Origin of the sequence: Streptomyces sp. NPDC015661 (genome assembly GCF_043077765.1) — a bacterium.
Lineage (GTDB): Bacteria > Actinomycetota > Actinomycetes > Streptomycetales > Streptomycetaceae > Streptomyces.
Window position 1 is genome coordinate 32,983 of the sequence record NZ_JBIBST010000001.1, and the last position, 23,824, is coordinate 56,806.

Annotated in this window: 24 protein-coding genes and 2 tRNA genes; 9 read left to right on the plus strand and 17 right to left on the minus strand. The window is 72.0% G+C overall.

The features are described 5' to 3' along the window. Window positions 1-20: 20 nt before the first annotated feature. The gene (locus tag ACF07V_RS00160) at window positions 21-344 is read left to right on the plus strand and encodes a DMT family transporter (RefSeq protein WP_392150638.1); all 324 of its coding nucleotides are present in this window, start codon (window positions 21-23) and stop codon (window positions 342-344) included. Here the strand turns inward: ACF07V_RS00160 and ACF07V_RS00165 are convergent. After that, window positions 236-868, minus strand: coding sequence for a TetR/AcrR family transcriptional regulator (locus ACF07V_RS00165; protein WP_392150639.1), 633 nt, complete (start codon window positions 866-868; stop codon window positions 236-238). The genes ACF07V_RS00160 and ACF07V_RS00165 overlap by 109 nt on opposite strands. Before the next feature lie 140 nt (window positions 869-1,008). Here ACF07V_RS00165 and hisN point away from each other — a divergent pair, with 140 nt between their 5' ends. Then, window positions 1,009-1,818: a histidinol-phosphatase gene (gene hisN / locus ACF07V_RS00170; protein ID WP_392150640.1), complete on the plus strand. Its 810-nt coding sequence runs from the start codon at window positions 1,009-1,011 to the stop codon at window positions 1,816-1,818. 171 nt (window positions 1,819-1,989) lie between these two features. Further along, window positions 1,990-2,379 (plus strand): cyclic nucleotide-binding/CBS domain-containing protein, encoded by a 390-nt coding sequence (locus tag ACF07V_RS00175; protein WP_392150641.1) that lies wholly within the window; start codon window positions 1,990-1,992, stop codon window positions 2,377-2,379. Window positions 2,380-2,444: 65 nt separating this feature from the next. Here the strand turns inward: ACF07V_RS00175 and ACF07V_RS00180 are convergent, their stop codons facing one another. Continuing rightward, complete coding sequence (locus tag ACF07V_RS00180) at window positions 2,445-3,896, minus strand: catalase (protein ID WP_392150642.1); 1,452 nt, start codon at window positions 3,894-3,896, stop codon at window positions 2,445-2,447. A gap of 169 nt (window positions 3,897-4,065) precedes the next feature. On the opposite strand from ACF07V_RS00180, the gene ACF07V_RS00185 reads away from it, so the two are divergent. After that, the gene (locus ACF07V_RS00185; RefSeq protein ID WP_382867180.1) at window positions 4,066-4,485 is read left to right on the plus strand and encodes a Fur family transcriptional regulator; all 420 of its coding nucleotides are present in this window, start codon (window positions 4,066-4,068) and stop codon (window positions 4,483-4,485) included. A gap of 107 nt (window positions 4,486-4,592) precedes the next feature. Here the strand turns inward: ACF07V_RS00185 and ACF07V_RS00190 are convergent. The 4 genes from ACF07V_RS00190 to ACF07V_RS00205 form a co-directional block, all read right to left on the minus strand. Next, window positions 4,593-4,666: transfer RNA gene (locus tag ACF07V_RS00190), tRNA-Met, on the minus strand. Between the two features lie 46 nt (window positions 4,667-4,712). Next, window positions 4,713-6,680 carry a tetratricopeptide repeat protein gene (locus ACF07V_RS00195; protein WP_392150643.1) on the minus strand — a complete coding sequence of 656 codons (1,968 nt, stop codon included), beginning with the start codon at window positions 6,678-6,680 and terminating at the stop codon, window positions 4,713-4,715. Between the two features lie 203 nt (window positions 6,681-6,883). Further along, window positions 6,884-6,957, minus strand: a tRNA-Met gene (locus ACF07V_RS00200). Between the two features lie 45 nt (window positions 6,958-7,002). Next, a complete protein-coding gene (locus ACF07V_RS00205) occupies window positions 7,003-9,906 on the minus strand; it encodes a UPF0182 family protein (RefSeq protein WP_392150644.1) in 2,904 nt (967 codons plus the stop codon). A gap of 135 nt (window positions 9,907-10,041) precedes the next feature. Here ACF07V_RS00205 and ACF07V_RS00210 point away from each other — a divergent pair, with 135 nt between their 5' ends. Beyond that, a complete protein-coding gene (locus ACF07V_RS00210; RefSeq protein ID WP_392150645.1) occupies window positions 10,042-10,593 on the plus strand; it encodes a PPA1309 family protein in 552 nt (183 codons plus the stop codon). 70 nt (window positions 10,594-10,663) lie between these two features. On the opposite strand, the gene ACF07V_RS00215 is transcribed toward ACF07V_RS00210, so the two are convergent. The 4 genes from ACF07V_RS00215 to ACF07V_RS00230 all read right to left on the minus strand — a co-directional run bounded on the left by ACF07V_RS00215 (window position 10,664) and on the right by ACF07V_RS00230 (window position 13,916). After that, window positions 10,664-11,752 (minus strand): PDZ domain-containing protein, encoded by a 1,089-nt coding sequence (locus ACF07V_RS00215; protein ID WP_392150646.1) that lies wholly within the window; start codon window positions 11,750-11,752, stop codon window positions 10,664-10,666. Between the two features lie 65 nt (window positions 11,753-11,817). Next, window positions 11,818-11,952 carry a hypothetical protein gene (locus tag ACF07V_RS00220; RefSeq protein WP_392151378.1) on the minus strand — a complete coding sequence of 45 codons (135 nt, stop codon included), beginning with the start codon at window positions 11,950-11,952 and terminating at the stop codon, window positions 11,818-11,820. Between the two features lie 287 nt (window positions 11,953-12,239). Further along, a complete protein-coding gene (locus tag ACF07V_RS00225) occupies window positions 12,240-12,701 on the minus strand; it encodes a molybdenum cofactor biosynthesis protein MoaE (RefSeq protein ID WP_392150647.1) in 462 nt (153 codons plus the stop codon). Window positions 12,702-12,806: 105 nt separating this feature from the next. Beyond that, the gene (locus tag ACF07V_RS00230; protein ID WP_392150648.1) at window positions 12,807-13,916 is read right to left on the minus strand and encodes an SDR family oxidoreductase; all 1,110 of its coding nucleotides are present in this window, start codon (window positions 13,914-13,916) and stop codon (window positions 12,807-12,809) included. A 214-nt stretch (window positions 13,917-14,130) separates the two neighbouring features. Between ACF07V_RS00230 and ACF07V_RS00235 the strand changes: the two genes are divergently transcribed. Together ACF07V_RS00235 and ACF07V_RS00240 are read left to right on the plus strand one after the other, a co-directional pair. Then, entirely contained in the window at window positions 14,131-15,552 is a 1,422-nt protein-coding gene (locus ACF07V_RS00235) for a zinc-dependent metalloprotease (RefSeq protein ID WP_392150649.1), read from the plus strand. After that, complete coding sequence (locus tag ACF07V_RS00240) at window positions 15,549-16,073, plus strand: NUDIX hydrolase (RefSeq protein WP_392150650.1); 525 nt, start codon at window positions 15,549-15,551, stop codon at window positions 16,071-16,073. The genes ACF07V_RS00235 and ACF07V_RS00240 overlap by 4 nt, the downstream gene beginning before the upstream one ends. 51 nt (window positions 16,074-16,124) lie before the next feature. On the opposite strand, the gene ACF07V_RS00245 is transcribed toward ACF07V_RS00240, so the two are convergent. The 4 genes from ACF07V_RS00245 to ACF07V_RS00260 all read right to left on the minus strand — a co-directional run bounded on the left by ACF07V_RS00245 (window position 16,125) and on the right by ACF07V_RS00260 (window position 19,946). After that, window positions 16,125-16,880: an AIM24 family protein gene (locus ACF07V_RS00245; RefSeq protein ID WP_392150652.1), complete on the minus strand. Its 756-nt coding sequence runs from the start codon at window positions 16,878-16,880 to the stop codon at window positions 16,125-16,127. 19 nt (window positions 16,881-16,899) lie between these two features. Then, entirely contained in the window at window positions 16,900-17,580 is a 681-nt protein-coding gene (locus tag ACF07V_RS00250) for an AIM24 family protein (protein ID WP_041131144.1), read from the minus strand. Between the two features lie 11 nt (window positions 17,581-17,591). Then, a complete protein-coding gene (locus ACF07V_RS00255) occupies window positions 17,592-19,238 on the minus strand; it encodes a TerD family protein (RefSeq protein ID WP_392150653.1) in 1,647 nt (548 codons plus the stop codon). 132 nt (window positions 19,239-19,370) lie between these two features. Continuing rightward, window positions 19,371-19,946, minus strand: coding sequence for a SprT-like domain-containing protein (locus ACF07V_RS00260; protein WP_392150654.1), 576 nt, complete (start codon window positions 19,944-19,946; stop codon window positions 19,371-19,373). A 223-nt stretch (window positions 19,947-20,169) separates the two neighbouring features. Between ACF07V_RS00260 and ACF07V_RS00265 the strand changes: the two genes are divergently transcribed. Continuing rightward, complete coding sequence (locus tag ACF07V_RS00265) at window positions 20,170-21,348, plus strand: TOMM precursor leader peptide-binding protein (protein ID WP_392150655.1); 1,179 nt, start codon at window positions 20,170-20,172, stop codon at window positions 21,346-21,348. A 41-nt stretch (window positions 21,349-21,389) separates the two neighbouring features. Beyond that, on the plus strand, window positions 21,390-22,739 hold the full coding sequence (locus tag ACF07V_RS00270; protein ID WP_392150656.1) for an ABC1 kinase family protein: 1,350 nt from the start codon (window positions 21,390-21,392) through the stop codon (window positions 22,737-22,739). A 12-nt stretch (window positions 22,740-22,751) separates the two neighbouring features. Here the strand turns inward: ACF07V_RS00270 and ACF07V_RS00275 are convergent, their stop codons facing one another. The 3 genes from ACF07V_RS00275 to ACF07V_RS00285 all read right to left on the minus strand — a co-directional run bounded on the left by ACF07V_RS00275 (window position 22,752) and on the right by ACF07V_RS00285 (window position 23,722). Then, window positions 22,752-22,934 (minus strand): hypothetical protein, encoded by a 183-nt coding sequence (locus ACF07V_RS00275; RefSeq protein WP_392150657.1) that lies wholly within the window; start codon window positions 22,932-22,934, stop codon window positions 22,752-22,754. Between the two features lie 99 nt (window positions 22,935-23,033). Beyond that, complete coding sequence (locus ACF07V_RS00280) at window positions 23,034-23,357, minus strand: hypothetical protein (protein WP_392150658.1); 324 nt, start codon at window positions 23,355-23,357, stop codon at window positions 23,034-23,036. Further along, a complete protein-coding gene (locus ACF07V_RS00285; protein WP_351192658.1) occupies window positions 23,354-23,722 on the minus strand; it encodes a WhiB family transcriptional regulator in 369 nt (122 codons plus the stop codon). Before ACF07V_RS00285 ends, ACF07V_RS00280 begins: the two co-directional genes overlap by 4 nt. Between the last annotated feature and the right edge of the window lie 102 nt (window positions 23,723-23,824).

Here is a 23,824-nt window from a genome sequence, read left to right on the forward strand (position 1 = left end):
CGGCGTGGGAGGCACTGACGATGGCGTGGCTGCTGGTGGTGATCGCGGGGATCCTGGAGACGGGCTTCGCGGTCTGCCTGAAGCTCTCGCACGGTTTCACCCGGCTCTGGCCGACCATCGCCTTCGCGGCCTTCGCCCTGGGCAGCTTCGGTCTCCTCACCCTCGCCCTGCGGAAGCTCGACGTGGGTCCGGCGTACGCGGTGTGGACGGGGATCGGCGCGGCCGGGACGGCGATCTACGGCATGGTCTTCCTCGGTGACGTGGTCTCCACGCTCAAGATCGTCTCCATCAGTCTGGTGATCGTGGGGGTCATCGGGCTCCAGCTCTCCGGCTCGGCGCACTGAGGGGGCACCGGCAGCACCGGTGCGACGACATGACTCAGGGCGATCCGCACGGCGAGTTCGCAGCCGGCCGCCCACTCCCCCGCCGCGGCCGCGGCCTCCGCCACGAGCTCGCCGGGTGCGGGCGGCCCGGCGTCGGCGCGCCGCTGGGCGGGGACGGGCGCGAGCCGGGCGCCGGGGCGGACGGGCCGGGGCCGGGGCAGCCGCTCGTCCCAGGCGCCGGTGAGCAGAGCGCGCAGTATGGGGCGGACGGCGGCGCGGGCGACGATCCACTCGGCGAGGGCGACGAGCTTCCGCTCGGGCGGGGCGGGGGCGGCGAGCAGGTGCCGGACGCCCTGGAGGTAGGCGTCGGCCTCCCTCCGTACGAGGGCGCGGGCGAGCCCCTCCTTGGAGCCGAACTCGTTGTAGAGGGTCTGCCGGGAGACCCGGGCGGAGGTGGCGAGGTCGGCCATCCGCACGGCGGACCAGGGGCGGTGCGCGAGCGCGGCCAGCGCGGCGTCGAGCAGGGCCTCGCGGGCGTTCGCCATCCTCACCTCCGGGAGGGAACGGTTCTCCGCCCAGCGTCGGCAGACGCCCACACCCTGTCAAGGGGCGCGCGCGGACCGTCCGCGCCGCCCGCGGTGGACGCTTCCGCGCGTGTCTCCGGCTCGGGGATAGAGTGCCGGGCATGGCCGACTACCACGATGATCTGCGTCTCGCCCACGTCCTCGCGGATGCCGCCGACGCGGCCACCATGGACCGATTCCAGGCGCTCGACCTCAAGGTCGAGACGAAGCCGGACATGACTCCGGTGAGCGAGGCCGACAAGGCGGCGGAGGAGCTGATCCGCGGACAGCTCCAGCGCGCCAGGCCGCGCGACGCGATCCTCGGCGAGGAGTACGGCGTGGAGGGCACGGGCCCGCGCCGCTGGGTGATCGACCCGATCGACGGCACGAAGAACTATGTGCGCGGGGTGCCGGTCTGGGCGACGCTGATCGCGCTGATGGAGGCCGGGGAGACCGGGTTCCAGCCGGTGGTGGGCGTGGTGTCCGCCCCGGCGCTCGGCCGGCGCTGGTGGGCGGCGAAGGGCCTCGGCGCGTACACGGGCCGCAGCCTGGCCTCGGCGACCCGGCTCGGCGTCTCGAAGGTCGCGTCCCTTTCGGACGCCTCCTTCGCGTACTCCTCGCTGAGCGGCTGGGAGGAGCGGGGTCGCCTCGACGGCTTCCTCGACCTCACGCGCGCGTGCTGGCGGACCCGGGCGTACGGCGACTTCTGGCCGTACATGATGGTCGCGGAGGGTTCCGTGGACATCTGCGCGGAGCCGGAGCTGTCCCTGTGGGACATGGCCGCGGTCGCGATCGTGGTCCAGGAGGCCGGTGGCACGTACACGGGCCTGGACGGCCGGCACGGCCCGCACAGCGGGAACGCGGCGGCGTCGAACGGTCTGCTCCACGGCGAGCTGCTCAGCTATCTGAACCAGGAGAGCGCGCAGGGCTGAGCACCCGCCGGCCAGGAGACCTGAGCGCCCCCGGCGCTCCTCGGGGGCGCCTCGCGCGCCCCCTTGTCGACCCACTCCCCCGGTGCCACTCTGAGAGTCCCCCCGCTTGTGAACTTGTGAACTGGTTCTCGTTGAAGGCGGGAACGGTTCACCAAGGAGGTGGCTCCGTCCATGCTCGTTCGTGACGCCATGAGCACGGTGGTCCTCACCATCGGCCCCGCCCACACGCTCCGACAGGCAGCCCGGCTGATGGCGGCGCGCCGCGTCGGCGCGGCCGTCGTCCTCGACACCGACGCCGGCGGCCTCGGCATCCTCACCGAACGCGACATCCTCAACTCCCTCGCCCGGGACCAGAACCCCGACCGGGAGACCGCCGGCTCCCACACCACCCGCGACGTCGTCTTCGCCGCGCCCACCTGGACCCTGGCGGAGGCGGCCGAGGCCATGACGCGCGGCGGCTTCCGCCACCTCGTCGTCCTGGACGACCGGGGCCCCGTCGGCATCGTCTCCGTACGCGACATCATCCGCTGCTGGATCCCGGTGCACAGCGTCGCCGGCTGAGCATGCGAGAGCGGGCCGGACTCCGTAAGGAAGTCCGGCCCGCTCTCCACCTACGGCAAGCGCCCTCAGCCGCGCAGGGCCTGGACCGCGGCCTCCAGCCGCTTGCCGAAGTCACCGTCCGCCTGGCGGAAGTTGGCGATCGCCCGCTCGGCGATGTCGTCGCGCGAGACCTTGGCGATGAAGCCGGCCAGGTTCTCGACGAGGCGGCCCTTCTCGTCCTCGGACATCAGGCGGTAGAGGTTGCCCGCCTGCACGAAGTCGTCGTCCTCGGCGTGCGAGGGGGCGGCGTGGTCGCCGGTCACGCCGGTGACCGCGGAGCCGGCCCAGAGCGGCTTGTCCGTCTGGTACGGGCCGCCGAAGCTGTTCGGCTCGTAGTTCTTGGCGCCCTTGTGGCGGCCGTCGTAGAGGAAGCCGTCACGCGAGTGGGTGCGCGCCTCGGTGGCGTGCGGGCGGTTCACCGGCAGGTGGTCGGCGTTGATGCCGACGCGGTAGCGGTGGGCGTCGCCGTACGCGAAGAGGCGGCCCTGGAGCATCTTGTCCGGGGACGGGCCGATGCCCGGCACGAAGTGCGCGGGGCTGAAGATCGACTGCTCGACCTCGGCGAAGATGTTCTCCGGGTTGCGGTTGAGCTCCAGCTTGCCGATCTCGATCGGCGGGTAGTCCTCGTGCGGCCACACCTTGGTGAGGTCGAAGGGGTTGAAGCGGTAGTTCGCCGCGTCGGCCGCGGGCATGATCTGGACCTGCACGGTCCAGCTCGGGAAGTCTCCGCGCTCGATGGCCTCGCGCAGGTCGCGCTGGTGCGAGTCCGGGTCCTCGCCGGCGAGGCGGTTGGCCTCGTCCTGGGTGAGGTTCTTGATGCCCTGGTCCGTCTTGAAGTGGTACTTGACCCAGAAGACCTCGCCGGCCTCGTTGTTCCACTGGAACGTGTGCGAGCCGTAGCCGTTCATGTGGCGGTACGAGGCGGGGATGCCGCGGTCGCCGAAGAGCCAGGTGACCTGGTGCGTCGACTCCGGGGAGAGGCCCCAGAAGTCCCAGACGTTGTCCGCCTCCTGCGAGCCCGAGTACGGGTCGCGCTTCTGGGTGTGGATGAAGTCGGGGAACTTGATGGCGTCCTTGATGAAGAACACCGGGGTGTTGTTGCCGACGAGGTCGTAGTTGCCCTCTTCGGTGTAGAACTTCAGCGCCCAGCCGCGGGGGTCGCGCACCGCGTCCGCCGCACCGAGGTTGCCCGCGACGGTGGAGAAGCGCAGGAAGGTCTCGGTCTCCTTGCCGACCTCGGAGAGGAACTTGGCGCGCGTCCACTGCGTGACGTCACGGGTCACCGTGAAGGTGCCGTAGGCGCCCGCACCGCGCGCGTGGACCACGCGCTCCGGGATGCGCTCACGGTTGAAGTGGGCGAGCTTCTCCAGGAGGAGCTGGTCCTGGACGAGGACCGGACCACCGACGCCCGCGGTCTCGCTGTTCTGGTTGTCGGCGACCGGAGCCCCGGCCTCCGTGGTGAGCGGTCCCTGCGTCACGTGCGCCTCCTGTGTGAAGTCCTGCGTGTCCTGTCCCTCGGCCGAGTCCCCGCAGGGGGTCTTGGCCAGTACCGGTTTCGATCCTACAATGGACAATGTCTAAGTCAAGCTGACATCCAAAGTCACACCCGTTCGGGACCTCCGTCCCCCGGCTGTTAGGCTGGCCCCCATGAGTGACCTGTTGGAACGACTGCGCGGACGCGGCTGGCGGATGACCGCGCAGCGGCGTGTCGTGGCCGAGGTCCTCGACGGGGACCATGTGCACCTGACCGCCGACGAGGTCCACGCGCGCGCTGTGACGAGGCTGCCGGAGATCTCCCGCGCGACCGTGTACAACACGCTGGGCGAGATGGTCACGCTCGGCGAGGTCATCGAGGTCGCGACCGACGGACGTGCCAAGCGGTACGACCCCAACGCCCACCGGCCCCACCAGCACCTGGTCTGCGGCCGCTGCGGCGCGATCCGCGACGTGCACCCGGCCGGCGACCCGCTGGCGGACCTCCCGGACGCCGAGCGCTTCGGCTTCACGATCTCGAACGTCGAGGTCACGTACCGGGGCATCTGCCCGAGCTGCGCCACGACGGCCTGACGACCCACGGAAATGCCCCCGCTCCGGCGGGGGCCTTTTTCATGCCGTGGACACACGAACGACGAAGACCCGGATCCAGAAGGATCCGGGTCTTCGTTGCTACTGAGTAGCGGGGACAGGATTTGAACCTGCGACCTCTGGGTTATGAGCCCAGCGAGCTACCGAGCTGCTCCACCCCGCGTCGGTGAACACAACCTTACGGGACGGTCCGGAGCAGGGCAAATTCCTTAGGCCGTGAGCTCCTGGTGCAGCGCCTCGCTCAGCCGGGCCGCCCGCTCGGCGACCTCCGCCGGGCCCAGCTCCACCGCCCGGTCGCACCAACGGCGCCCCTCGGTGAGCTCGCCCCGGCGCGCCGCGAGCAGCGCGAGCCGGAGCGCGGCGCGACCGTGGCCCGCCCGGGCCGCGCGGGTCCACCAGAGGGCGGCCTCCCGCTCGCTGCCCTCGCGGGCGAGGAGCAGCCCGAGGTTGAAGGCGCCGTTGCGGCTGCCCGCCTCGGCGGCCTCGCGGTACCAGCGGTCGGCCTCGGCCAGGTCGCCGCGCCCGGCGGCGAGCATCCCGACCCGCACCTGGGCACGGCGGTGGCCCTGCTGGGCGGCCCGCTCGTACCACTCCTCGCACTCGGACTTCTCCTCGCGGGGCGCGCCGAGCACGGCGGGGCCGGGCTCGGGGCGACGCGCGTCAAGTACCGAGGCGAGCCGGAAGGCGGCCTCGGCGCTGCCGCCGCCGGCCGCGCACCGCAGGTGCCGCTCGGCGGTCCGCTCGTCGCCGTCGCGCAGGGCGGCGATGCCCACTTGGAGGGCGGCCTCGGTGTGTCCGGCGGCCGCGGCCCGCTCGTACCAGACGAGGGCCGTGCGGTCGTCGTCGCGGCCGGCGTGCAGGATGCCCAGGTTGAAGGCGGCGTCCACGCTGCCGGCCTCGGCGGCCTTGGAGAACCAGGGCTCCGCGCCGTTGGCGTCGCCGGCCTGGAGGAGCAGCACGGCGAGCGCGTTGGCGGCCTCGCGGTGGCCCGCGTAGGCGGCGCGCCGGTACCACTGCTCGGCCTGCGGGATGCGGTCCTGGGCGGCGCAGAGCAGCCCGAGGTTGTAGGCGCCGTTGACGTCACCGGCGTCCATGGCGGCCCGGTACCAGCGCTCGGCGGTCTGCTGCTCGCCGCGGGCGGCGTGCAGGGCTCCGAGGGCGTTCGCGGCGTTGCCGTCGCCGTCCTGGGCGGCCCGCAGCCACCAGGCGGCGGCGCTCTCCTCGTCGCCCGCGTCGCGGAGCAGGAAGCCGAGCGCGCAGGCGGCCTTCGCCTCGCCCTCCTTGGCGGAGCTGAGGTACCAGCGGCCGGCCTCCTTGAGCTCGCCCCGGTGCTCCAGGATGGCGCCCAGGTGGAGCGCGGCCCGCCGGTGGCCGCGCGCGGCGGCCTGCCGGAACCACTGCTCGGCCTCGGCGGTCGCTCCGGCGCCCTCGCCGGCGGGCTGCCCGGGCACGGCGGTGCCGGTCGCGGGCGCCCCGGACGGCACGATCGCCCGGGTGCCGGGGACCCGGAGCCGGGTTCCGGTCTCGTGCGGTCCGCGCGTGGTCTCGGTGGCGCGGCGCTCCAGGGCGAGGGCGAGGCGGAAGGCGGCCTCGCGGTGGCCCTGCTCCGCGGCGGCGCGCAGCCAGCGCTCGGCGCCGACGTCGCTGCGGTGCTCCAGGAGGTCGGCGAGGGCGTACGCGCCGAGGGCGTGGCCCTGCTCGGCGGCCTGGCGCAGCCAGTACTCGGCGGCCGGCTCGTCGCCGCGCTCGCGGTGGTGGCGGCCGAGGGCGTGGGCGGCGGGGGCGGAGCCGGCGACGGCGGCGACCCGCCACCAGCCGGCGGCCTCGTCGGCGTACCCGCGCTGGTGGAGCAGGACGCCCAGGTTGTTGGCGGCGGCCCGGTCCCCCTCGGCGGTGGCCGCGCGCAGGTACGGCTCGGCGCCGTCGAGGTCGCCGCGGCGCAGCAGCAGGGCGCCGAGGGCGCTCATCGAGGCGACGTCGCCGTGCTCGGCGGCCCGCCGGTGCCGGGCTTCGGTCTCGGTCTCGGTCTCGTTCTCGGCGTCGGTCTCGGCGGTGGTGTCGACGGCCGCATCGACGGCCCCAACTGCCTCGATGATCTCGTCTGCGGCGTTTCTGGCGTGCCGCTGCACAAACCGCCCTGTCTCCAACAGAGTTGCCCTGTCCCCCATAAATACCATCGTCGCACCACCCGCAACCCGAGCACACCTGGTATACCGCAGCCAGTGAGGTCACTCAGCGTTTTGTCGACATGCCCACAGAGAGACAAGTCAAACACGACTCACGCCAACTCGCCCCTTCCCTACCGCTCTTCGGCACCCCCGGGCACGCCGACACACGACAAAGGCCCGGATCCTTATGGATCCGGGCCCTTGTCCTCTAGTAGCGGGGACAGGATTTGAACCTGCGACCTCTGGGTTATGAGCCCAGCGAGCTACCGAGCTGCTCCACCCCGCGTCGGTGAAACCACAGTATCACGACGCGGGGACGGAAAACCTCAGGTCAGCCGCCCGACCCGGGGCTCTTGAGCTTCGCCCCGGCGTCCGCGGCCCGCTGGAGCGCCTGCTGGAGGTCCTCCTGCGCCTTGCCGTACGCGGTCCAGTCGCCCTTCTGCAGAGCCGCCTGGCCCGCGTCGTACGCCTTCTGGGCGTCGGCGATCGCCTGCTGGAGCGCGGCGTCGTTCGAGGCGGGCGGCTGGGTCGTGCCGGGCGGCTGCGTGGTGCTCGGCGGGGTCGTCGGCTCGGTGGGCGCCTCCACCCCGAAGACCGCGTTGAGCGCCTTGGTGAGGTTGTCCTCGAACACCGTGGTGTCCTTGGTCGTGTCACCGTTCGGCTGGTCCGCGTCCACGTACGACACCGCGACCTTCTTGAGGAGCGGGTAGAGCGCGTTGCGTCCCTGGGCGTACACCGGCTCCACGTACAGGAACCCGCCGTCGAGCGGCACGGTCAGCAGGTTGCCGTACTGGATGTCCGAGTCGGCGCCCTTCATGTCCCGGACGAAGGTGGCCACGGACGGCAGACCGTTGAGCTTGCTCTGCACCTGGGCCGGGCCCGGGACGTCCTCGGTGACCCGCAGCAGTCTCAGCCGGCCGTACTCCTTGCTGGTGGCGTCGGCGTCGACCGCCATGAAGGCGCCCAGGTTGGGCCGCCCGTTCGGCGTGAACGTCGTCGTCAGCGAGAAGCGCTGTGCCGTGTCCCCGGGCATCTTCATGCTCAGGTAGTACGGCGGGACCGCGTTGCCGTCCTTGTTGGTCGGGTCGTCCGGCACCTGCCAGGCGTCCGAGCCGCTGTAGAACTGCGCGGGGTCGGTGACGTGATAGCGGGTCAGCAGCTCGCGCTGGACCTTGAACATGTCCTGCGGGTAGCGCAGGTGCGCGAGCAGGTCGCCCTTGATCTCGGACTTCGGCCTGACCGTGTCCGGGAAGGCCTTCATCCAGGTCTTGAGGACCGGGTCCTGGGTGTCCCACTCGTAGAGCTTCACCGTGCCGTCGTAGGCGTCGACGGTGGCCTTGACCGAGTTGCGGATGTAGTTGACCTGGTTCTGCTGGGCGACGACCGTGCGCTGCTGGTTGCCGACGGTCAGCGAGTCGGCCGTCGTGTCGCCGAGCGTGGTGCGCGAGGCGTACGGGTAGCCGTTGGTCGTCGTGTAGGCGTCGACGATCCACTGGATGCGCCCGTCGACGACCGCCGGGTAGGCGTCGCCGTCGATGGTCAGCCAGGGCGCGACGGCCTCGACGCGCTCCTTGGGCGTGCGGTTGTAGAGGATCCGCGAGCCGTCGCCGATGGCCCCCGAGTAGAGGATCTGCGGCTCGCTGAAGGCCACCGCGTACGCGGCGCGGTTGAAGGTGTTGGAGAGGCTGACGCCGCTCTTCTCCTTGTAGCTGGTGGTCTTCTCGCCGTTCTCCTCGTAGTCCAGCTCCTTCTGCGGGCCGCCCACGATCGAGTACTGGTCGGTCTTCTCGCCGTAGTAGATCCGCTGCTGGTACGTGCCGAGGGAGCCGGTCGTCGGGAGTCCGGACTCGGTGAAGACCGGGGAGCCGTTGGCGTCCGTCTGCGTGCCCGAGGCCAGGATCGCGCCGTAGCCGTGGGTGTAGGTGAAGTGGTCGTTGATCCAGTTCCGCTTCGGGATGCCCCGGATGTTCAGCTCGCGCAGACCGACGACGGTGTCCTTGCCGGTGTAGCGGTCCACGTCCAGGGTGGTCGGGAACTGGTAGTACTTCCGCTTCTGCTCCAGCTGCTGGAACGTCGGCGACACGATGTTCGGGTCGAGGAGGCGGTAGCTGGCCGCCGTGTCGGCGTCCGCCCGCAGCTTGTCCTTGGCCTTGACCGTCGACTTGCCCGAGTAGTTCTCGGCCTTCGTCCCGTCGATCGCGTACGCCTTGCGGGTCGCGTCGATGTTCTTCTGGATGTACGGCGCTTCCTTGGCCTGCTCGTTCGGCTGGACCTGGAACTTCTGCACGATCGCCGGGTAGAGACCGCCGATCAGGATCGCCGAGAGGACCATCAGACCGAAGCCGATCACCGGCAGCTGCCAGGTGCGGCGCCAGAGCGTCGCGAAGAACAGCAGCGCGCAGATGACGGCGATGCAGAACAGGATGGTCTTCGCCGGCAGGTACGCGTTGGCGTCCACGTACCGCAGGCCCGTCCAGTTGCCGGTGGCCTTGAAGTCACTGGACTTCACCGCCAGGCCGTACCGGTCGAGCCAGTACGCGACGGCCTTGAGGGCGACGAAGAGGCCGAGCAGCACCGAGAGGTGGCCGGTGGCCGCGGCGGTGGCACGCGCGCCCGGGCTGGTGATCCTGAGCCCGCCGTACAGGTAGTGCGTGAGCGCGGCGGCGATCAGCGACAGGACGGCGGCGGCGAAGCCGAACGCGAGGAGGAAGCGGTACCAGGGCAGGTCGAAGGCGTAGAACGACACGTCGAGGTCGAACTGCGGGTCCTTCTGTCCGAACTTCACCCCGTTGACCCACATGAGCCAGGTGCGCCACTGGCCGGACGCGGAGGCGCCGGCGATCAGGGCCACCAGGGCCGTGACCGCGAGCAGCACCCACTTCTTGAACGGGGCCAGACCCATCCGGTACCGGTCGAGGCTCTGCTGCTCCAGCGACATCGCGCTGAGCGGCGGCCGCAGCCGGTACGCCAGCCAGATGTTGAAACCGACGGCGAGCCCCATCAGCAGACCGAAGACGGCGAAGAGGCCGATCTTGGTCCACAGGGTGGTGGTGAACACGGACGAGTACTCGACCGAGCGGTACCAGAGCCAGTCCGTCCAGAACCCGGCGAACATCACGAACGCCATGGCGAGGACGGCCAGCACCCCGAGTGTCATGAGCAGGGTGCGGGCCCGCCGGGACGGCCGGCCGACTCTCACCCTCGGCCCGGACGGGCCTTGGCCACGGTCCGGCATCTGGAAAGCCAACGTGCGCCCCTCGATGTTGATGCGTCTGAAAGCAGGCCCCGCGATCGTAGAGCCCACTGATGCAACTTACTGAGGCTTTACCTAGTTCCCGTCTTCCGGGGAAGAGGAGGCAGGATATTGGTCATGTCCAACGTTTCCCCCTCCGGCCCGGCGATGGCCGCGAGCCCCCTCACCCGCGCTGTGCTCGAGATCGACGAGTACGCGTCGGGCCTCGGCTGGGACCAGCCCGCCCGCCTGTTCGCCCTGGTCGACACCGCACGGCTGCGCGCCCAGGAACCCAAGCTCGCCTCCCAGCTCGGCCTGGGCGACGACACCACCGCCTACACCCCGATCGAGCAGGACAAGCTGCCGCGCGGCAAGGCCCTCGACGAGTTCCTCGGCACGATCGCCTGGCCCGACTCCGTGGCCGGCTGCGCCCTGACCGTGGAGCGGCTCATGCTGCCCCCGTCGGCCGAGGCCCAGGTCCCGCAGGGCCTCAACGAGAAGCAGCTCGCCAAGTGGGTCGCCGGGCACCCGGACCGCCAGGAGGTCCGGATGACCGTGGCGGTGCTGCGGGACGGCGCCCGCGAGGCGGCGATCCGGCTGCGCGAGAAGGACTCCGCGACCGAGGTGCTGACCGGCCCCGACCTGGTGCCGGGCCTCGCCGAGGCGCTGGCGGCGACCTTCGAGAGCTGAGTACACGCGCGTAGGAATGAAGAAGGGGCTCCCGGCCGGGAGCCCCTTTTCCGTGCGTACGCGCGCGTACTCAGCTCTTCGAGCAGCTCGGCAGCGACTTCGTGTCGCCCTTGCGGAGCTTCTCCAGCGACTTCGTGGCGTCGTCGATGGTGTTCACCTTGATCAGGGTGAGCCCGTCGGGTGTGTCGGCGGCGGCCGACTCGCAGTTGTCGGCCGGGGTGAGGAAGTACTCGGCGCCCGCGTTGCGCGCGCCGACGAGCTTCATCTCGATACCGCCGATCGGGCCGACCTGGCCCTTGTCGTCGATGGTGCCGGTGCCGGCGATGAACCGGCCGTCGGTGAGGCTCTCCGGGGTGAGCTTGTCGACGATGCCGAGGGCGAACATCAGACCGGCGCTGGGTCCGCCGACGTCGGCCAGGTTGATGTCGATCGTGAACGGGAAGACGTGGTCGGTGCCCGCCTGGATGCCGACGACGGCCCGGTCGCCCTCCTCGGACGTGGTGGTCCTGATGACCACCTTCCGGGTGACGGTGGGCTCCTTGTGGGCCTTCTCGGCGGCGGCCGCCTCCTTGGCCGGGACGATCGTGAACTCGACGTCCTGGCCGGGCTTCCGCTTCGTCACCTGCTTGGCGACGTCACCCTGCTCCTTGACCGGCACGCCGTCGACGGCCTTGATGACGTCCCCGGCGTGCAGCTTGCCCTCGGCCGGGGCGCCCTTGACGACGGTGGCGACGACGACCCGGGCGACCACCGGGAGGCCCAGCTCCCCGAGGGCCGCCACCTTGGCGCTCTCCTGGGACTGGCTGAACTCCTCGGCGTTCTCCTGGCTCGACTCCTCCTCGGTCTTGCCGTCCGGGTAGAGGGTGTCGTGCGGCACCACCACGTTGTCGTGGGCGAGCCATCCGTAGACGGCCTCGACGGCGTTCATCTTGTAGTCCGCGCTGGTCACGCGGACCGTCGTCATGTTGAGGTGACCGTCGGTCGGGTAGGTCTTGCGTCCCGAGATCTGGAGGACCGGTTCTCCCCTGGCCTCGCCGAGGGTGTTGACCGTGGGACCCGGGCTCATCTCCGCGTACGGCACCGGGATCAGGACGCCCGCGATGAGCAGACAGATCAGGACCAGGGTGGAGGCGAGCATCGTCGCGGTGCGGCGTGGCATGGAACGACAGTACGGGACTCGTCTGTGGGTGCACCCCTGGGGCGGTCCGTACGAGGCGGCCCGCGTCAGCCGGACGTGGAGGTGGTGACGGCGGGGGCCGTCGCGGCCGGTTCGCGCTCGGGACGAACGGAATCGGCGGTGGTGACGTGGGACCGCTCCATGGCGTCCCGGAACCGGGCGTACCCGGCGAGTTCCGCCACGTCACCTATCGTCTTGTTCCTCGATGCCCAGCTTCCCCATATCGCCGCGCCGACGACTGCGAAAAGCGGAATCAGCAACCAGGCCAGCGCTGCCATCCCGACCTCCCATCCCCAGTGAGTTGATCAGCAGACTGTCTCATCTGTGAGGTCAACGCTGGCGCCTGGGGGGCGGTTACGCAAATCGGGCGTTCGGCTACACCCTGTCGGCGCGCCGCCTTGCCGTCCTGGCAGGCCCCACCCTCCCCCAGACTTCGTCCGGGGGGGGACCCCCAGCTACGGGCGGAGGCTCAACAGGAACCCACCCACTCCTCCGTGCCGTCCGAGAAGGTCTGGTGCTTCCAGATCGGGACCTCGTGCTTGAGGTCGTCGATGAGCTTCCGGCAGGCCTCGAAGGCCTCGCCGCGGTGCGGGCAGGAGACGGCCACGACCACCGCGAGGTCGCCGACGCGCAGGTCGCCGACGCGGTGCACGGCGGCCAGGGCGCGCACCGGATAGTTCGCCACGACCTTCTCGGCGACGCGGCGCAGCTCCGCCTCCGCGGTCGGATGGCAGGAGTAGCCCAGCGCGTCGACGTCCGCGCCGCCGTCGTGGTTGCGGACGGTGCCGACGAAGAGCGTGGTGCCGCCGGCCGCGTCGTCTCCGACGGCCCGGAAGACCTCGTCGACCGAGAGCGGGGTGTCACGGATCGCGAGCAGCTTGATCGGGTCGTCCGCGACCTGCTCGCCGGGGTGGTCGTGCGTCTGCGCCATGCGCCCATGGTGCCGCACGGCTCCGACATCCCGTAAGGGACCTTTCGACCTGTGGACAAGACCCTCCGTAGGAGGGTCCTACAAGCCGCCTCGCGCCGGTCCGTCCTACAGGCCGCGCCGCTTCCGCATCTGCCGCACCAGGGCGGCCGTGCCGAGCAGCGCCACCGTCGCACCGGCCGCACCGGCCGCCGTGGCGTCCTTGCGGCCCAGGCGGCGGCCGGCGACCGTGTGGCGGCCCTCGACCTCCTCCAGGAGCGCGGCGAGGACCTCCTCGTTCGTCCACTTGGGGCGCCAGCCGGCGTCGTGCAGCCGTCCGACGCTCACCACCCAGGGATGCATGGTGTAGGCGAGGTCGCCCGCCGGGGACGGGGTGAGCCCGATGCGGTGGAGGCGGGCCGCCGTGCCGAGGGCGACCGCGGAGGGCAGCTCCATGCGACGGATCCCGGAGAGCTCCTCGACCTCCTCCTGTTCGAGCCAGCCCTCGCAGCCGACCGCGAACTCCCCGTCGACCTTCTCCAGGGCCGCGTACTCCAGGGCGCTCACCAGGTCCTCGATGTGGCAGAACTGCCAGGTGGGCCGGGATCCGGCGACGACGAGCAGCCGGGGCGACTCGAAGTAGCGGGTCAGCGCCGTGTCCGTACCGCCCACGAGGACGGCGGGGCGGACGACGGTGACGTGGAGGCCGGGGTGCGCGCGGGGGGCGCGGCGGCCGAGGCGCTCGATCTCCAGCATGTCGCCGACGCCGGTGGCCTCCGCCGTCGCCCTGAGCTCGGCGTCCTCGGAGAGCGGGATGTCGTTGTCGGGCAGGGCGCCGTAGACCATCGCGGAGGTGCAGAGCACCACCCGGTGGACCCCGGCCGCGGCCGCGGCGGTCAGGACGGTCTGGGTGCCGCGCACGTTGTAGGCCGTCCGGGCGGCGGGGTCGGTCTCCAGGTCGAGGTCGACGGCGAGGTGCACGACGACGTCCGCGCCGCGCAGCTTCTCGGCGATGGCCGGGTCGCGGACGTCGAGGATGTGCCACTGCGCCTCGGCGACGTCGCCCCGGCGCTCGTCGATGGCGATGACCCGCTTGATCTCCTCGGAGGCGGCGAGGCGCCTGGTCAGCAGGTCACCGATGCCGGAGGCGGCACCGGTGACCGCGACGACGGGGCCGCGCACGGCGGACCGGGTTGAGGGGTTTCGCGCTCCGCGAACCTGTGGATCTGGGGAACTCACCGGGCGTCTCCAGCGGTTGTCTTCAGTACGGACGCGCATGACGCGTACGGACCAGGTGGCGTCCATCCTGCCGCAGGGCACGGCCCGGCGGAGCACCGAGCCCATTTCCGGCCCGGATGTCTACGCTGGTGGTGTGCGGGGCCTGTCTGGACAGGCCCTGGTCGGGCAGTCGCCGTCGGCAGGAGGCCGGCGGCCCTACGAGCCGAGGAAACCTGTGAGTGACACCCCATTCGGATTCGGCCTTCCGCCGGAGGAGCCGGAGAACGGCGACGAGGGCAAGAAGAAGGACCCCGCCGGAGGTGGCCAGGGGTCCGGTGGCAACCCGTTCGGTGCGAACCCGTTCGGCTTCGGCGGGCTGCCCGGCATGGGCGGCCCCGGTGGCGCGGACAACCCGTTCGCCGCGATGTTCGGCTCCCTGAACCCCAACGATCTGGGCGCGGCCTTCCAGCAGCTCGGGCAGATGCTGAGCTACGAGGGCGGTCCCGTGAACTGGGACATGGCCAAGCAGATCGCCCGCCAGGTGGTGGCCCAGGGCACCCCCGACGGCGTCAAGGACGCGAGCGTGGGCCCGGCCGAGAAGTCCGCGGTCGAGGAGGCCGTGCGCCTGGCCGACCTGTGGCTGGACCAGGTCACCTCGCTGCCTTCCGGTGCGAACGTCGCCGTGGCGTGGAGCCGCGCGGAGTGGGTCGAGGCGACGCTGCCGGCGTGGCAGCAGCTCGTGGACCCGGTGGCCGAGCGGGTCGGCTCGGCGATGGGCGACGTCCTGCCGGAGGAGATGCAGGCCATGGCGGGCCCGCTGATCGGCATGATGCGCTCCATGGGCGGCGCCATGTTCGGCCAGCAGATCGGGCAGGCCGTGGGCGCGCTCGCCGGTGAGGTCGTCGGCTCGACGGACGTCGGTCTGCCGCTGGGCCCGGCCGGGCGTGCCGCGCTGCTGCCGCTGAACATCGAGGCCTTCGGCAAGGACCTGGGCGTGCCCTCGGACGAGGTGCGGCTCTACCTGGCCCTGCGCGAGGCCGCGCACCAGCGTCTCTTCGCGCACGTGCCGTGGCTGCGGGCGCACCTCTTCGGTGCGGTCGAGGGGTACGCGCGCGGGATCAAGGTCGACACCTCGAAGCTGGAGGAGGCGGTCGGCCAGCTCGACCCGACGCATCCGGAGCAGCTGCAGGAGGCCCTCCAGCAGGGCATGTTCCAGCCGCAGGACACCCCGGAGCAGAAGGCGGCCCTGGCCCGTCTGGAGACGGCGCTCGCGCTGGTCGAGGGCTGGGTGGACGCGGTGGTCCACGAGGCCGCCAAGTCGCGGCTGACCTCGGCGGACGCGCTGCGCGAGACGCTGCGCCGGCGCCGGGCCTCGGGCGGTCCGGCCGAGCAGACCTTCGCGACGCTGATCGGTCTTGAGCTGCGTCCGCGGCGGCTGCGGGACGCGGCGCGCCTGTGGGCCTCGCTCACCGACGCGCGCGGGGTCGACGGCCGGGACGGTCTGTGGGAGCACCCGGACATGCTGCCGACGGCGACCGACCTGGACGACCCGGACGGCTTCGTGCACCGCGAGCACCTGGACTTCTCCGAGCTGGACAAGATGCTCGGCGAGGCGGCCAAGGGTGAGAACCCCGAGGACGGGGACGACGAGAAGTGAGCCTGTACGACGACGCGGTCCTCGTCCTGAAGGGGTACGAGGACCAGCCGGAGCTGCGCGATGTCTATCTGGACCATCTCGCCGAGCACCCCGACGGCATGTACAAGCCGTGCGAGGCCGGGCATCTGACGTCCAGCGCGCTGGTGATCGACCCGTCACGCGGGCGCGTGCTGCTGACCCTGCACAAGAAGCTGGGCATGTGGCTGCAGATGGGCGGTCACTGCGAGGCGGGTGACGCGACGGTGGAGGCGGCGGCGCTGCGCGAGGCGACCGAGGAGTCCGGCATCGCGGGTCTGACCCTGCTGGCGGGCGGCCCGGTGCGGCTCGACCGGCACCCGATCCCGGCGCCGTGTCACTGGCATCTGGACGTGCAGTACGCGGCGCTCGCCCCGGCGGACGCGGTGGCGGAGATCAGCGAGGAGTCGCTGGACCTGCGCTGGTTCGCGTACGAGGACGTGGCGGGTGTGGCCGACACGTCGGTGGTGGAGCTGCTGAAGGGCACGCTGGCGCGGCTGGCGTGACGGACAGCGGTGAGGGGCCGGTCGCGTCGGCGACCGGCCCCTCACGTGTGCTCAGTTCCAGGCGTTGTTCTGGTTCTGGGCGTGGGAGCCGTGCTGGCCGGCGCCGAACTGGGCGGCGATGCCCTGTCCGATGGCGGCGTTCTGCGGGGGCATGACCTCGCTCGGCTGGACGAGCGCGAAGCCCTGGCCGAGGAAGCTGAGCTCCCAGCCCTCGCCCGTGTTGCCGCGGCGGCGGCGGACGCTGGAGTTGGTCGTCTGCGCCTGCATCTGGACGCGCAGCCCGGTGGACCAGGCGACGATGGCGTCCGCGTCGACGCTCACGTACTTCTCGGGCGTGACCTGCATCATCAGCGGCTGGCCGGAGGTCATCAGGGCGACCTTGCCGCGGCCGGAGATGTTGAGCTGGTACTTGCCGGTGCCGGAGACGCCGTACTGGCTGTCGACGGCGATGACCTCGGTGTGGAGGGTCGAGTCGAGCGCCAGGACGTAGGCGCTGTCGACGGTCAGGCCGTCCTGCTCGACCTCCACGATGTGGACGTGCTGGGCGAGGTTGGCGAAGTAGACCGTGCCCTGGCCGGAGCAGCGCATGAGGTCGAGGCCCTCACCGGTGCGGGCCTGGGCCCGGCGCTGGTTCGGGGTCTTGTACTCGCCGTCGAAGTCGACGAGTCCCTGGTACGCGACCATGGCGCCCTTGCGGGCGAGGATGTCGTCCTGCCCGGTGAGGCTGACCCGCAGGAGCTGCGGGTTCTGGATGACGTACCGCTCCTGGCTCTGCTGTTCGGCGTGGTTGAAAAGCGGGCTCTGCATGGTGTGTTCTCGCTCCCCCTCAGCCCCGGACCCGCAGGCGGTCGGTGCTGTCCTCGCTCGGCTGTACGACGACGATGCCCTGGCCCGAGAAGGCCATCTGGTAGGCCTCGCCGCTGCCCCGCCCGATGAGGGAGGAGGCCTTGAAGCTGCGCTTGCCCTTGACCTTGAGCGCGGGCGACCAGGCGACGAGCGCGTCGGGGTCGACGTACGTCTCGTCCTCGCCGCGGCCGCAGTCGACGACGATCGGCGTGCCGCGCGAGGTGAGCGCGACCCAGCCGGTGCCGGCGATCTCCACGTTGAACAGGCCCTGGCCGGCGAACTTGGCGAGTCCCTTGACCCGCTCGACGCCCCACTGGAGGTGGGCGTCGAAGGCGAGCACGTTGGTGCCGTTGACCGAGATCGAGTCGTTCTGGAGGTTGATGACGACGACGTCGGCGCCGTAGTCGGCGAGGTAGAGGAGCCCGTCGCCGGAGCACTTCATGATGGGCGCGCCCTCGCCGGTGGCCCACTGCTGGGCGACCTGGCGGACGGCGGGCGGGTTGGGCTCGTAGCTGATGAAGCCCTCGTAGGCGACCATCGAGCCGGTCCGCGCGTACAGGTCCTGGCCGGAGGCCATGGCGACCTTGAGCATGGTGCGGCCGTGGTTCTCCATCCGGGCCGCGACGGGGGTCGGGGCGTAGCCCGCGAGTTGCTGGTTCATGACGGGCTCCCTCAGACCTCGTAGGGCTGGACGACGATGAAGTTGCCGGGGGCTCCCCGGAACTGGAGGTTCACGGTCTCCCCGCTGTGGCCCGGGTAGGCGTTGCGGCGCAGCCTGACCTGGCTGGAGAGGATGACCTGGGACGCGGCCGACCAGGCGACGACGGCGTTGCAGTCGGCGAAGGTCGTGGGCGTGACGGGCAGGACGACGGGGACGCCGTGGGTCTTCACGACGACGGTGCCGGTGCCCTGGAACTGCATGGTGAACAGGGCGCCGCCGGGAATGCCGTGGCCCTCGATGCGGCGGACCTCGTACTGCAGGGACTCGTCGAACGCGAGGACGTTCTCGGCGGAGACGCAGATGCCGTCGCCCTGGAGCTCGATCGGGTGCAGATGGGCGCCCTGTTCGGCGAGGAAGACCTGGCCGCGGCCGGTGCAGCGCATGAGCTGCATCTCCTGGCCTGTGGCGTTTCCGACGATCCGGCCGGCGAAGCCCGCGCCCTTGTAGCCGAAGTCGACCTTGCCCTGGTACATGACCATGGAGCCCTGCCGGGCGAGGACGGGAACGCCGCCCATGGCGAGGTCGACCCGCATGAGCTGCTGGTTCTGCGGGGTCCAGCGGGCGCCGGTGGCGGTCTCCTTGTACGGCGCGAGCGCGGCGGCGAGCCCCGCGCCGGTCGCCGGGACGCCCTGCGGGACGCCGGGCTGCTGCCCGTACGCCGGCGGCTGCTGCCCGTACGGGGCGGGGGCGGGCTGGCCGTAGGGGGCCTGCGGCGGCTGGCCCTGACCGGGGTACTGGCCGGGGGCCTGGCCCGGGATCTGCCCGGGGTACTGGCCGGGCGGCTGACCCGGGACCTGGCCGTACTGCGGCTGCTGCGGCGGCTGCCCGTAGGGGGCGGGGGCCGGCGCGGGCGGCGGCACGGGGGCCGTCGGGGCCAGGGGCGCGACCATCGTGGGCGCCGTGTGGACCGGAGGCGCGGGCGGGACCGGCGCCTGCGGGGCCGGCGGCGCGCCGAACGCGGGCGCGGGGGCGGGAGCGGCGGGCGCGCCGAAGGCCGGGGGCGCCGTCGCCTGCGGCGGCGGGGCGAACCCGGGGGCCGGGGCCTGCTGCTGCGGGGCGGCGGGCTCCTCCTCGGCGACCTCGCCGCCGAAGTTCCGCAGGAGCGCCTCCAGGCCACCGTCGAAGCCCTGGCCGACGGCGGCGAACCGCCACACGTCCTTGAGGTAGAAGTCGCCGAGCATCACCGCGCGTTCGGTGGTGAACTCCGCGCCCGTGAACGCGTACCGCGCGACCTCCTCGCCGCCCGCCACGATCCGCAGGTGACCGGGGCCGACCTGGGACATCTGGCCGGCGCCGTCGATCGTCGCGGTGAACGACAGCTTGTGGATGTTCGCGGGGATGCGGTCGAGGGTGACGCGGAAGGACTCGGTGTCACCGGACTGCGCTCCGAGCAGCTGAATGGACTCCTCGGGCGACTTCGGCTGGTTGAAGAAGACGAAGTAGCGGTCGTCGGAGAGCCGCTCCTCCGCGTCGAGTCCGAAGCAGCTGATGTCGAAAGTCAGTCCGGGCGCCGCGATCTGCACACCCACGTACAGATCGGTCCCCGCGGTCAGATCACTGATCTTGGCCTTGTGGCCGCGTTGGAATTCCCTGGCCATGCGTAACGACCGTCCCCCATCCCGAATGGCGAATGCTCGCGCCAGGCTAGCCGCTGCGCACGACATTGAGACAGGCCAGGTCGTTTTCGGTACGGAATCGGGAAACCCGCACGCGCGCGCGTGGCGGCGCCGTCACTCCTCGTGGGCCGCCGGAAGGTGTGGCAGGCGTGCGGCGGCGACCACGCCCTCCAGGTAGCCGCGCGCCCGCTCGGTGCGCGGGTACGCCTCCAGGAGCCGCCAGAACCGCGGACCGTGCCCGGGGACCAGCAGATGGGCCAGCTCGTGCAGGAGGACGTAGTCGACGACGTACTCCGGCATGCCCTGGAGCCGGTGGGAGAGGCGGATGCTGCCCTCGGAGGGGGTGCAGGAGCCCCAGCGGGTGTTCTGGTTGGTGACCCAGCGGACCGAGCCGGGGCGGGCCCGGCCGCCGAAGTACTGCTCCGAGAGGCGCAGTGCCCGCTCGGTGAGCTCACGGTCGCCGAGGACGCTCCGGCTCTCCTGGGCGGCGAGCTTGTCGAGCATGACGCCCACCCAGCGGCGCTCCTCCGCCTCCGACATGCGGGCCGGGATGAGCACGATCGTCCGGTCGCCCTCGCGGTAGGCCGAGACGGTTCTGCTCCGCCGTGGGCTTCTGCGGACCTCGACCGCACTCGTCCCCGCCCCGCGGGGCGGTTCGCTGGTCACGCTGCGCTGTGGGTCGGCGGGCACGGCCCCGACGTTACCCGCTGGCGGCGGGGGAAGTCCCGCCTCGGGAGTGGTTTCGGGAACGATCCGACCCGACCCCGCACCATTTGAATGACTAATCCCCCGGCCTGTGGACAACTTTCGGCGACCGTCACGGCGGCGGGGCATTCTCACCTGAGGGCGGCACGAAAAGCCGTTGTCGATCATGAAATGCGGTTCACGGGCGAGGACGGACGGGGGCGGGGAAATGCATCCGATGGTGAAACCGGCGCTGCGGCGGGCGTGGCGGAGTCTGCGGTGCGTCCAGTTCGGCGTCGCCCCCGCGCACGCGGTGGCGCTCGGCCCGGTCGACCAGGAGACGGGGACGGTGCTCGGGCTCCTCGACGGCACCCGCGGGACCGCGCTGCTGCGGGCCGAGGCGCGGGCGCTCGGCCTCCCCGACGGGCACCTGGAGGCGCTCCTGGGCCGTCTCGAGTCGGCCGGGCTCCTCACGGACGCCGCGACCGGGCGCCCCGGGAAGGCGGGGCCGGCCGCCGGCGCCGTGGACGTCTCCCTCGATCCGCTCCGCGCGGACCTGGCCTCCCTCTCCGTGGTCCACCCCGAACCGGAGCGGGCGGCGCGGACCCTGACGGCCCGGCGGGCCCTGCGCGTCCAGGTCCGGGGCGCGGGGCGGGTCGGGGCGACGGTCGCGGCGCTGCTCGCGGCGGCGGGAGTGGGCACCGTCGAGGTCCTCGACGCCGGCCGGGTCGAGCCCTGGGAGACGGCCCCGGGCGGCCTCCCGGCCGAGGCGGTGGGCGAGCGGCGGGCGACGGCGGCGAGACGCCTGGTGGGCCGCTGGACCAGGGAGCCCGGACGGCCCGACGGGCCACCGGGGCCACGGGGCCGGGGCGGGCGGAGTGGATCGGGTGAAGGGCCGGGCGAGCCGGGACTGTCACTCGTCGTGGTGACACCGCGGGACGGTCTCGACGCCTACGTCCCCGATCCGCTCCCCGCCGAGCCGTGGATCTCCACCGGCACCCCTCATCTGTACGCGGGTGTCCTGGAGGCCACGGGGGTGGTCGGGCCGCTCGTGCTGCCCGGCGGCACGGCCTGCGCGCGGTGCCTCCAGGAGGAGCGGACGGACCGGGACCCGCTGACGCCCCGGCTGCTCGCCCAGTGGCGCTCGGGCGTCCCGCATCCGCTGCCGGCCTGCGACCTCGGCCTCGCCACGGCGGTGGCGGGGCTGGCCGCCGCGCACGCGCTGGCGTTTCTGGACGGGGACCTCCCGGCGAGCACGGGCACCCGCTGGGAGGTGTCGCTGCCGCTCCTGGAGTGGCGGGCGGAGCGGCTGAGACCGCATCCGGCCTGTCCCTGCGGGGCGGCGCGCGGAGCAGAAGGGGAGCGCGCCGCGGCAGCCGGGGAGGCGCACGACACAATGGCGGGGTAACGGCCCTGCGTGGCACGGCAGTCTGGGTTTTGGAGGGGCGTATGTCTGATCTTCCCCGGAAGGCGGTCACCCGGACCGCCAAGTTGGCCGCGTTGCCCCTGGGCTTCGCGGGCCGGGCCACCTGGGGTCTGGGCAAGCGGATCGGCGGCAGATCGGCGGAGCTCGTCGCCCGCGAGCTCCAGCAGCGGACGGCCGAGCAGCTGTTCAAGGTCCTCGGCGAGCTCAAGGGCGGGGCGATGAAGTTCGGGCAGGCGCTGTCCGTCTTCGAGTCGGCCCTGCCCGAGGAGGTCGCCGGGCCGTACCGGGCGGCGCTGACGAAGCTTCAGGACGCGGCCCCGCCGATGCCGACCCGTACGGTGCACGCGGTCCTGGAGGAGCGGCTCGGCCCCGAATGGCGGGAGCTGTTCCTGGAGTTCGAGGACAAGCCGGCGGCGGCTGCCTCGATCGGGCAGGTGCACCGGGCCGTGTGGCACGACGGGCGCGAGGTCGCGGTGAAGGTGCAGTACCCGGGCGCCGGGGAGGCACTGCTCTCGGACCTGACGCAGTTGAGCCGCTTCGCCCGGCTGCTCGGCCCGCTCATCCCCGGCATGGACATCAAGCCGCTGATCGCCGAGATGCGGGACCGGGTCTCCGAGGAGCTGGACTACGCCCTGGAGGCGGAGGCCCAGCGGATCCACGCGGAGGAGTTCGCGGACGATCCCCACGTGGTGGTCCCCGCGGTGGTCCACCAGTCGGAGCAGATCCTCGTGACCGAGTGGATGGACGGCGTCCCGCTCGCCGAGGTGATCGCGGACGGCACGGAGGAGCAGCGGGACCGGGCGGGCCAGCTGCTCGCCCGGTTCCTCTTCTCGGGCCCTGCGCGCACGGGGCTGCTGCACGCCGATCCGCACCCGGGGAACTTCCGGCTGCTGCCCGGCGCCGGGGAGGACGAGGGGCCGGAGGGCTGGCGGCTCGGCGTCCTCGACTTCGGCACGGTGGACCGGCTGCCGGGCGGGCTGCCGGAGACGATCGGAACCTGTCTGCGGATGGCGGTCGCCGGGGAGGCCGAGACGGTCTACGAGCTGCTGTGCGGGGAGGGCTTCGTCAAGGAGTCCGTGGCGCTCGACCCGGAGGCGGTCCTGGAGTACCTGCTGCCGATCATCGAGCCGGCCGAGGTGGAGACCTTCGTCTTCACCCGCGGCTGGATGCGCACCCAGGCGGCCCGGATCGCGGACCCCCGCTCCCCGGCCCACCAGCTGGGCAAGCAGCTGAACCTGCCGCCGGCGTATCTGCTGATACACCGTGTGACCTTGAGCACCATCGGGGTGCTCTGCCAGCTGAACGCGACGGTACGCCTCCGGGCCGAGCTCGCCGAATGGCTCCCGGGCTTCGAGGTCCCGGACGGCGTCTAGGGCGCGGGGCGCTCACCACCAGGAGGAGTCGAGGCGGCCCTCGATCGAGCGGATGTTGGCTCGGGCGCATTCCTCGCAGAAGTACTGCCGCCGGCCGTCCTCGACCGAGCAGGTCCAGGTCAGCGGCAGGGTCTCGGTGGTCTTGCCGCAGCGCGCGCAGGCGAAGGGTGCCTCGGGGGTACGGGCGTCGTTCACCCTCGTGACGATAGCCCGGCCGGGACGTCGCGGACCGGACAACGCACCGCGGGGGCCGGTCCGTTCGGACCGGCCCCCGCGGAGGCATCACGGCGATGCTCAGTGCATGACGGCCATGGCGAGCGCGCGGCGGGCGCGCAGCGAGACGCGCTCGGCGCGGCGCTGCATGCGCCGGGCGGCGACCAGGCGCACGGCCTGGCGTTCCGCGTCGGCCTCACGCTGTCGCTCGTGCATATGGGCACGGGCCAGGGCTTCAGGGGCGAGTTGCATTTCACGGGTCCTGTTCTGTCGCGCGGTGTGCGCGGCGGCGGGGGAGAAGACTGGAGTCACGGAGCCGGCGGGCTCGCTCGCGGAAGAGGTCATCGGGGCCAACTTCTGGGGATCGTGCGTGAGGGGGCGGTCGATGGTTCCGGTGGCGCTCATGCCGCGACCGGGTTCTTGCGCGGACGGCCACGGGGCCGCTTGCGGGCGACGACCACGCCCTGGACGAAGAGCTCGCCACCCCAGACGCCCCAGGGCTCGCGGCGCTCCTTGGCACCGGCCAGGCAGGCCGCCACGAGCGGGCAGGTCTGGCAGAGGGACTTCGCGTACTCGACGTCGGCCGGGGACTCCGCGAAGAAGACCTCCGGGTCGTAGGCGCGACAGGGAACGGGTACGCCCAGGTTCTCGATGGCGTCGTCGAGCGCGGTGAGCGCGGTGAGGGGGGTCAAAGCGGGGTCCTCCGTGAGGCCGGGCAGGGGGATCGATTCGGAATGCGGTACGGACGGGGCGTGCGCTTCGAGTTGCACGGTGGTCTTTCCTCGTCTGGTCGTTCCGGCCTGTTGGCCGGGGTTTCGGCTGGTACCGGGCGGTGTCTTTCCCGAGGCCCCTTCGCGCCGTCGTCCCCGTTC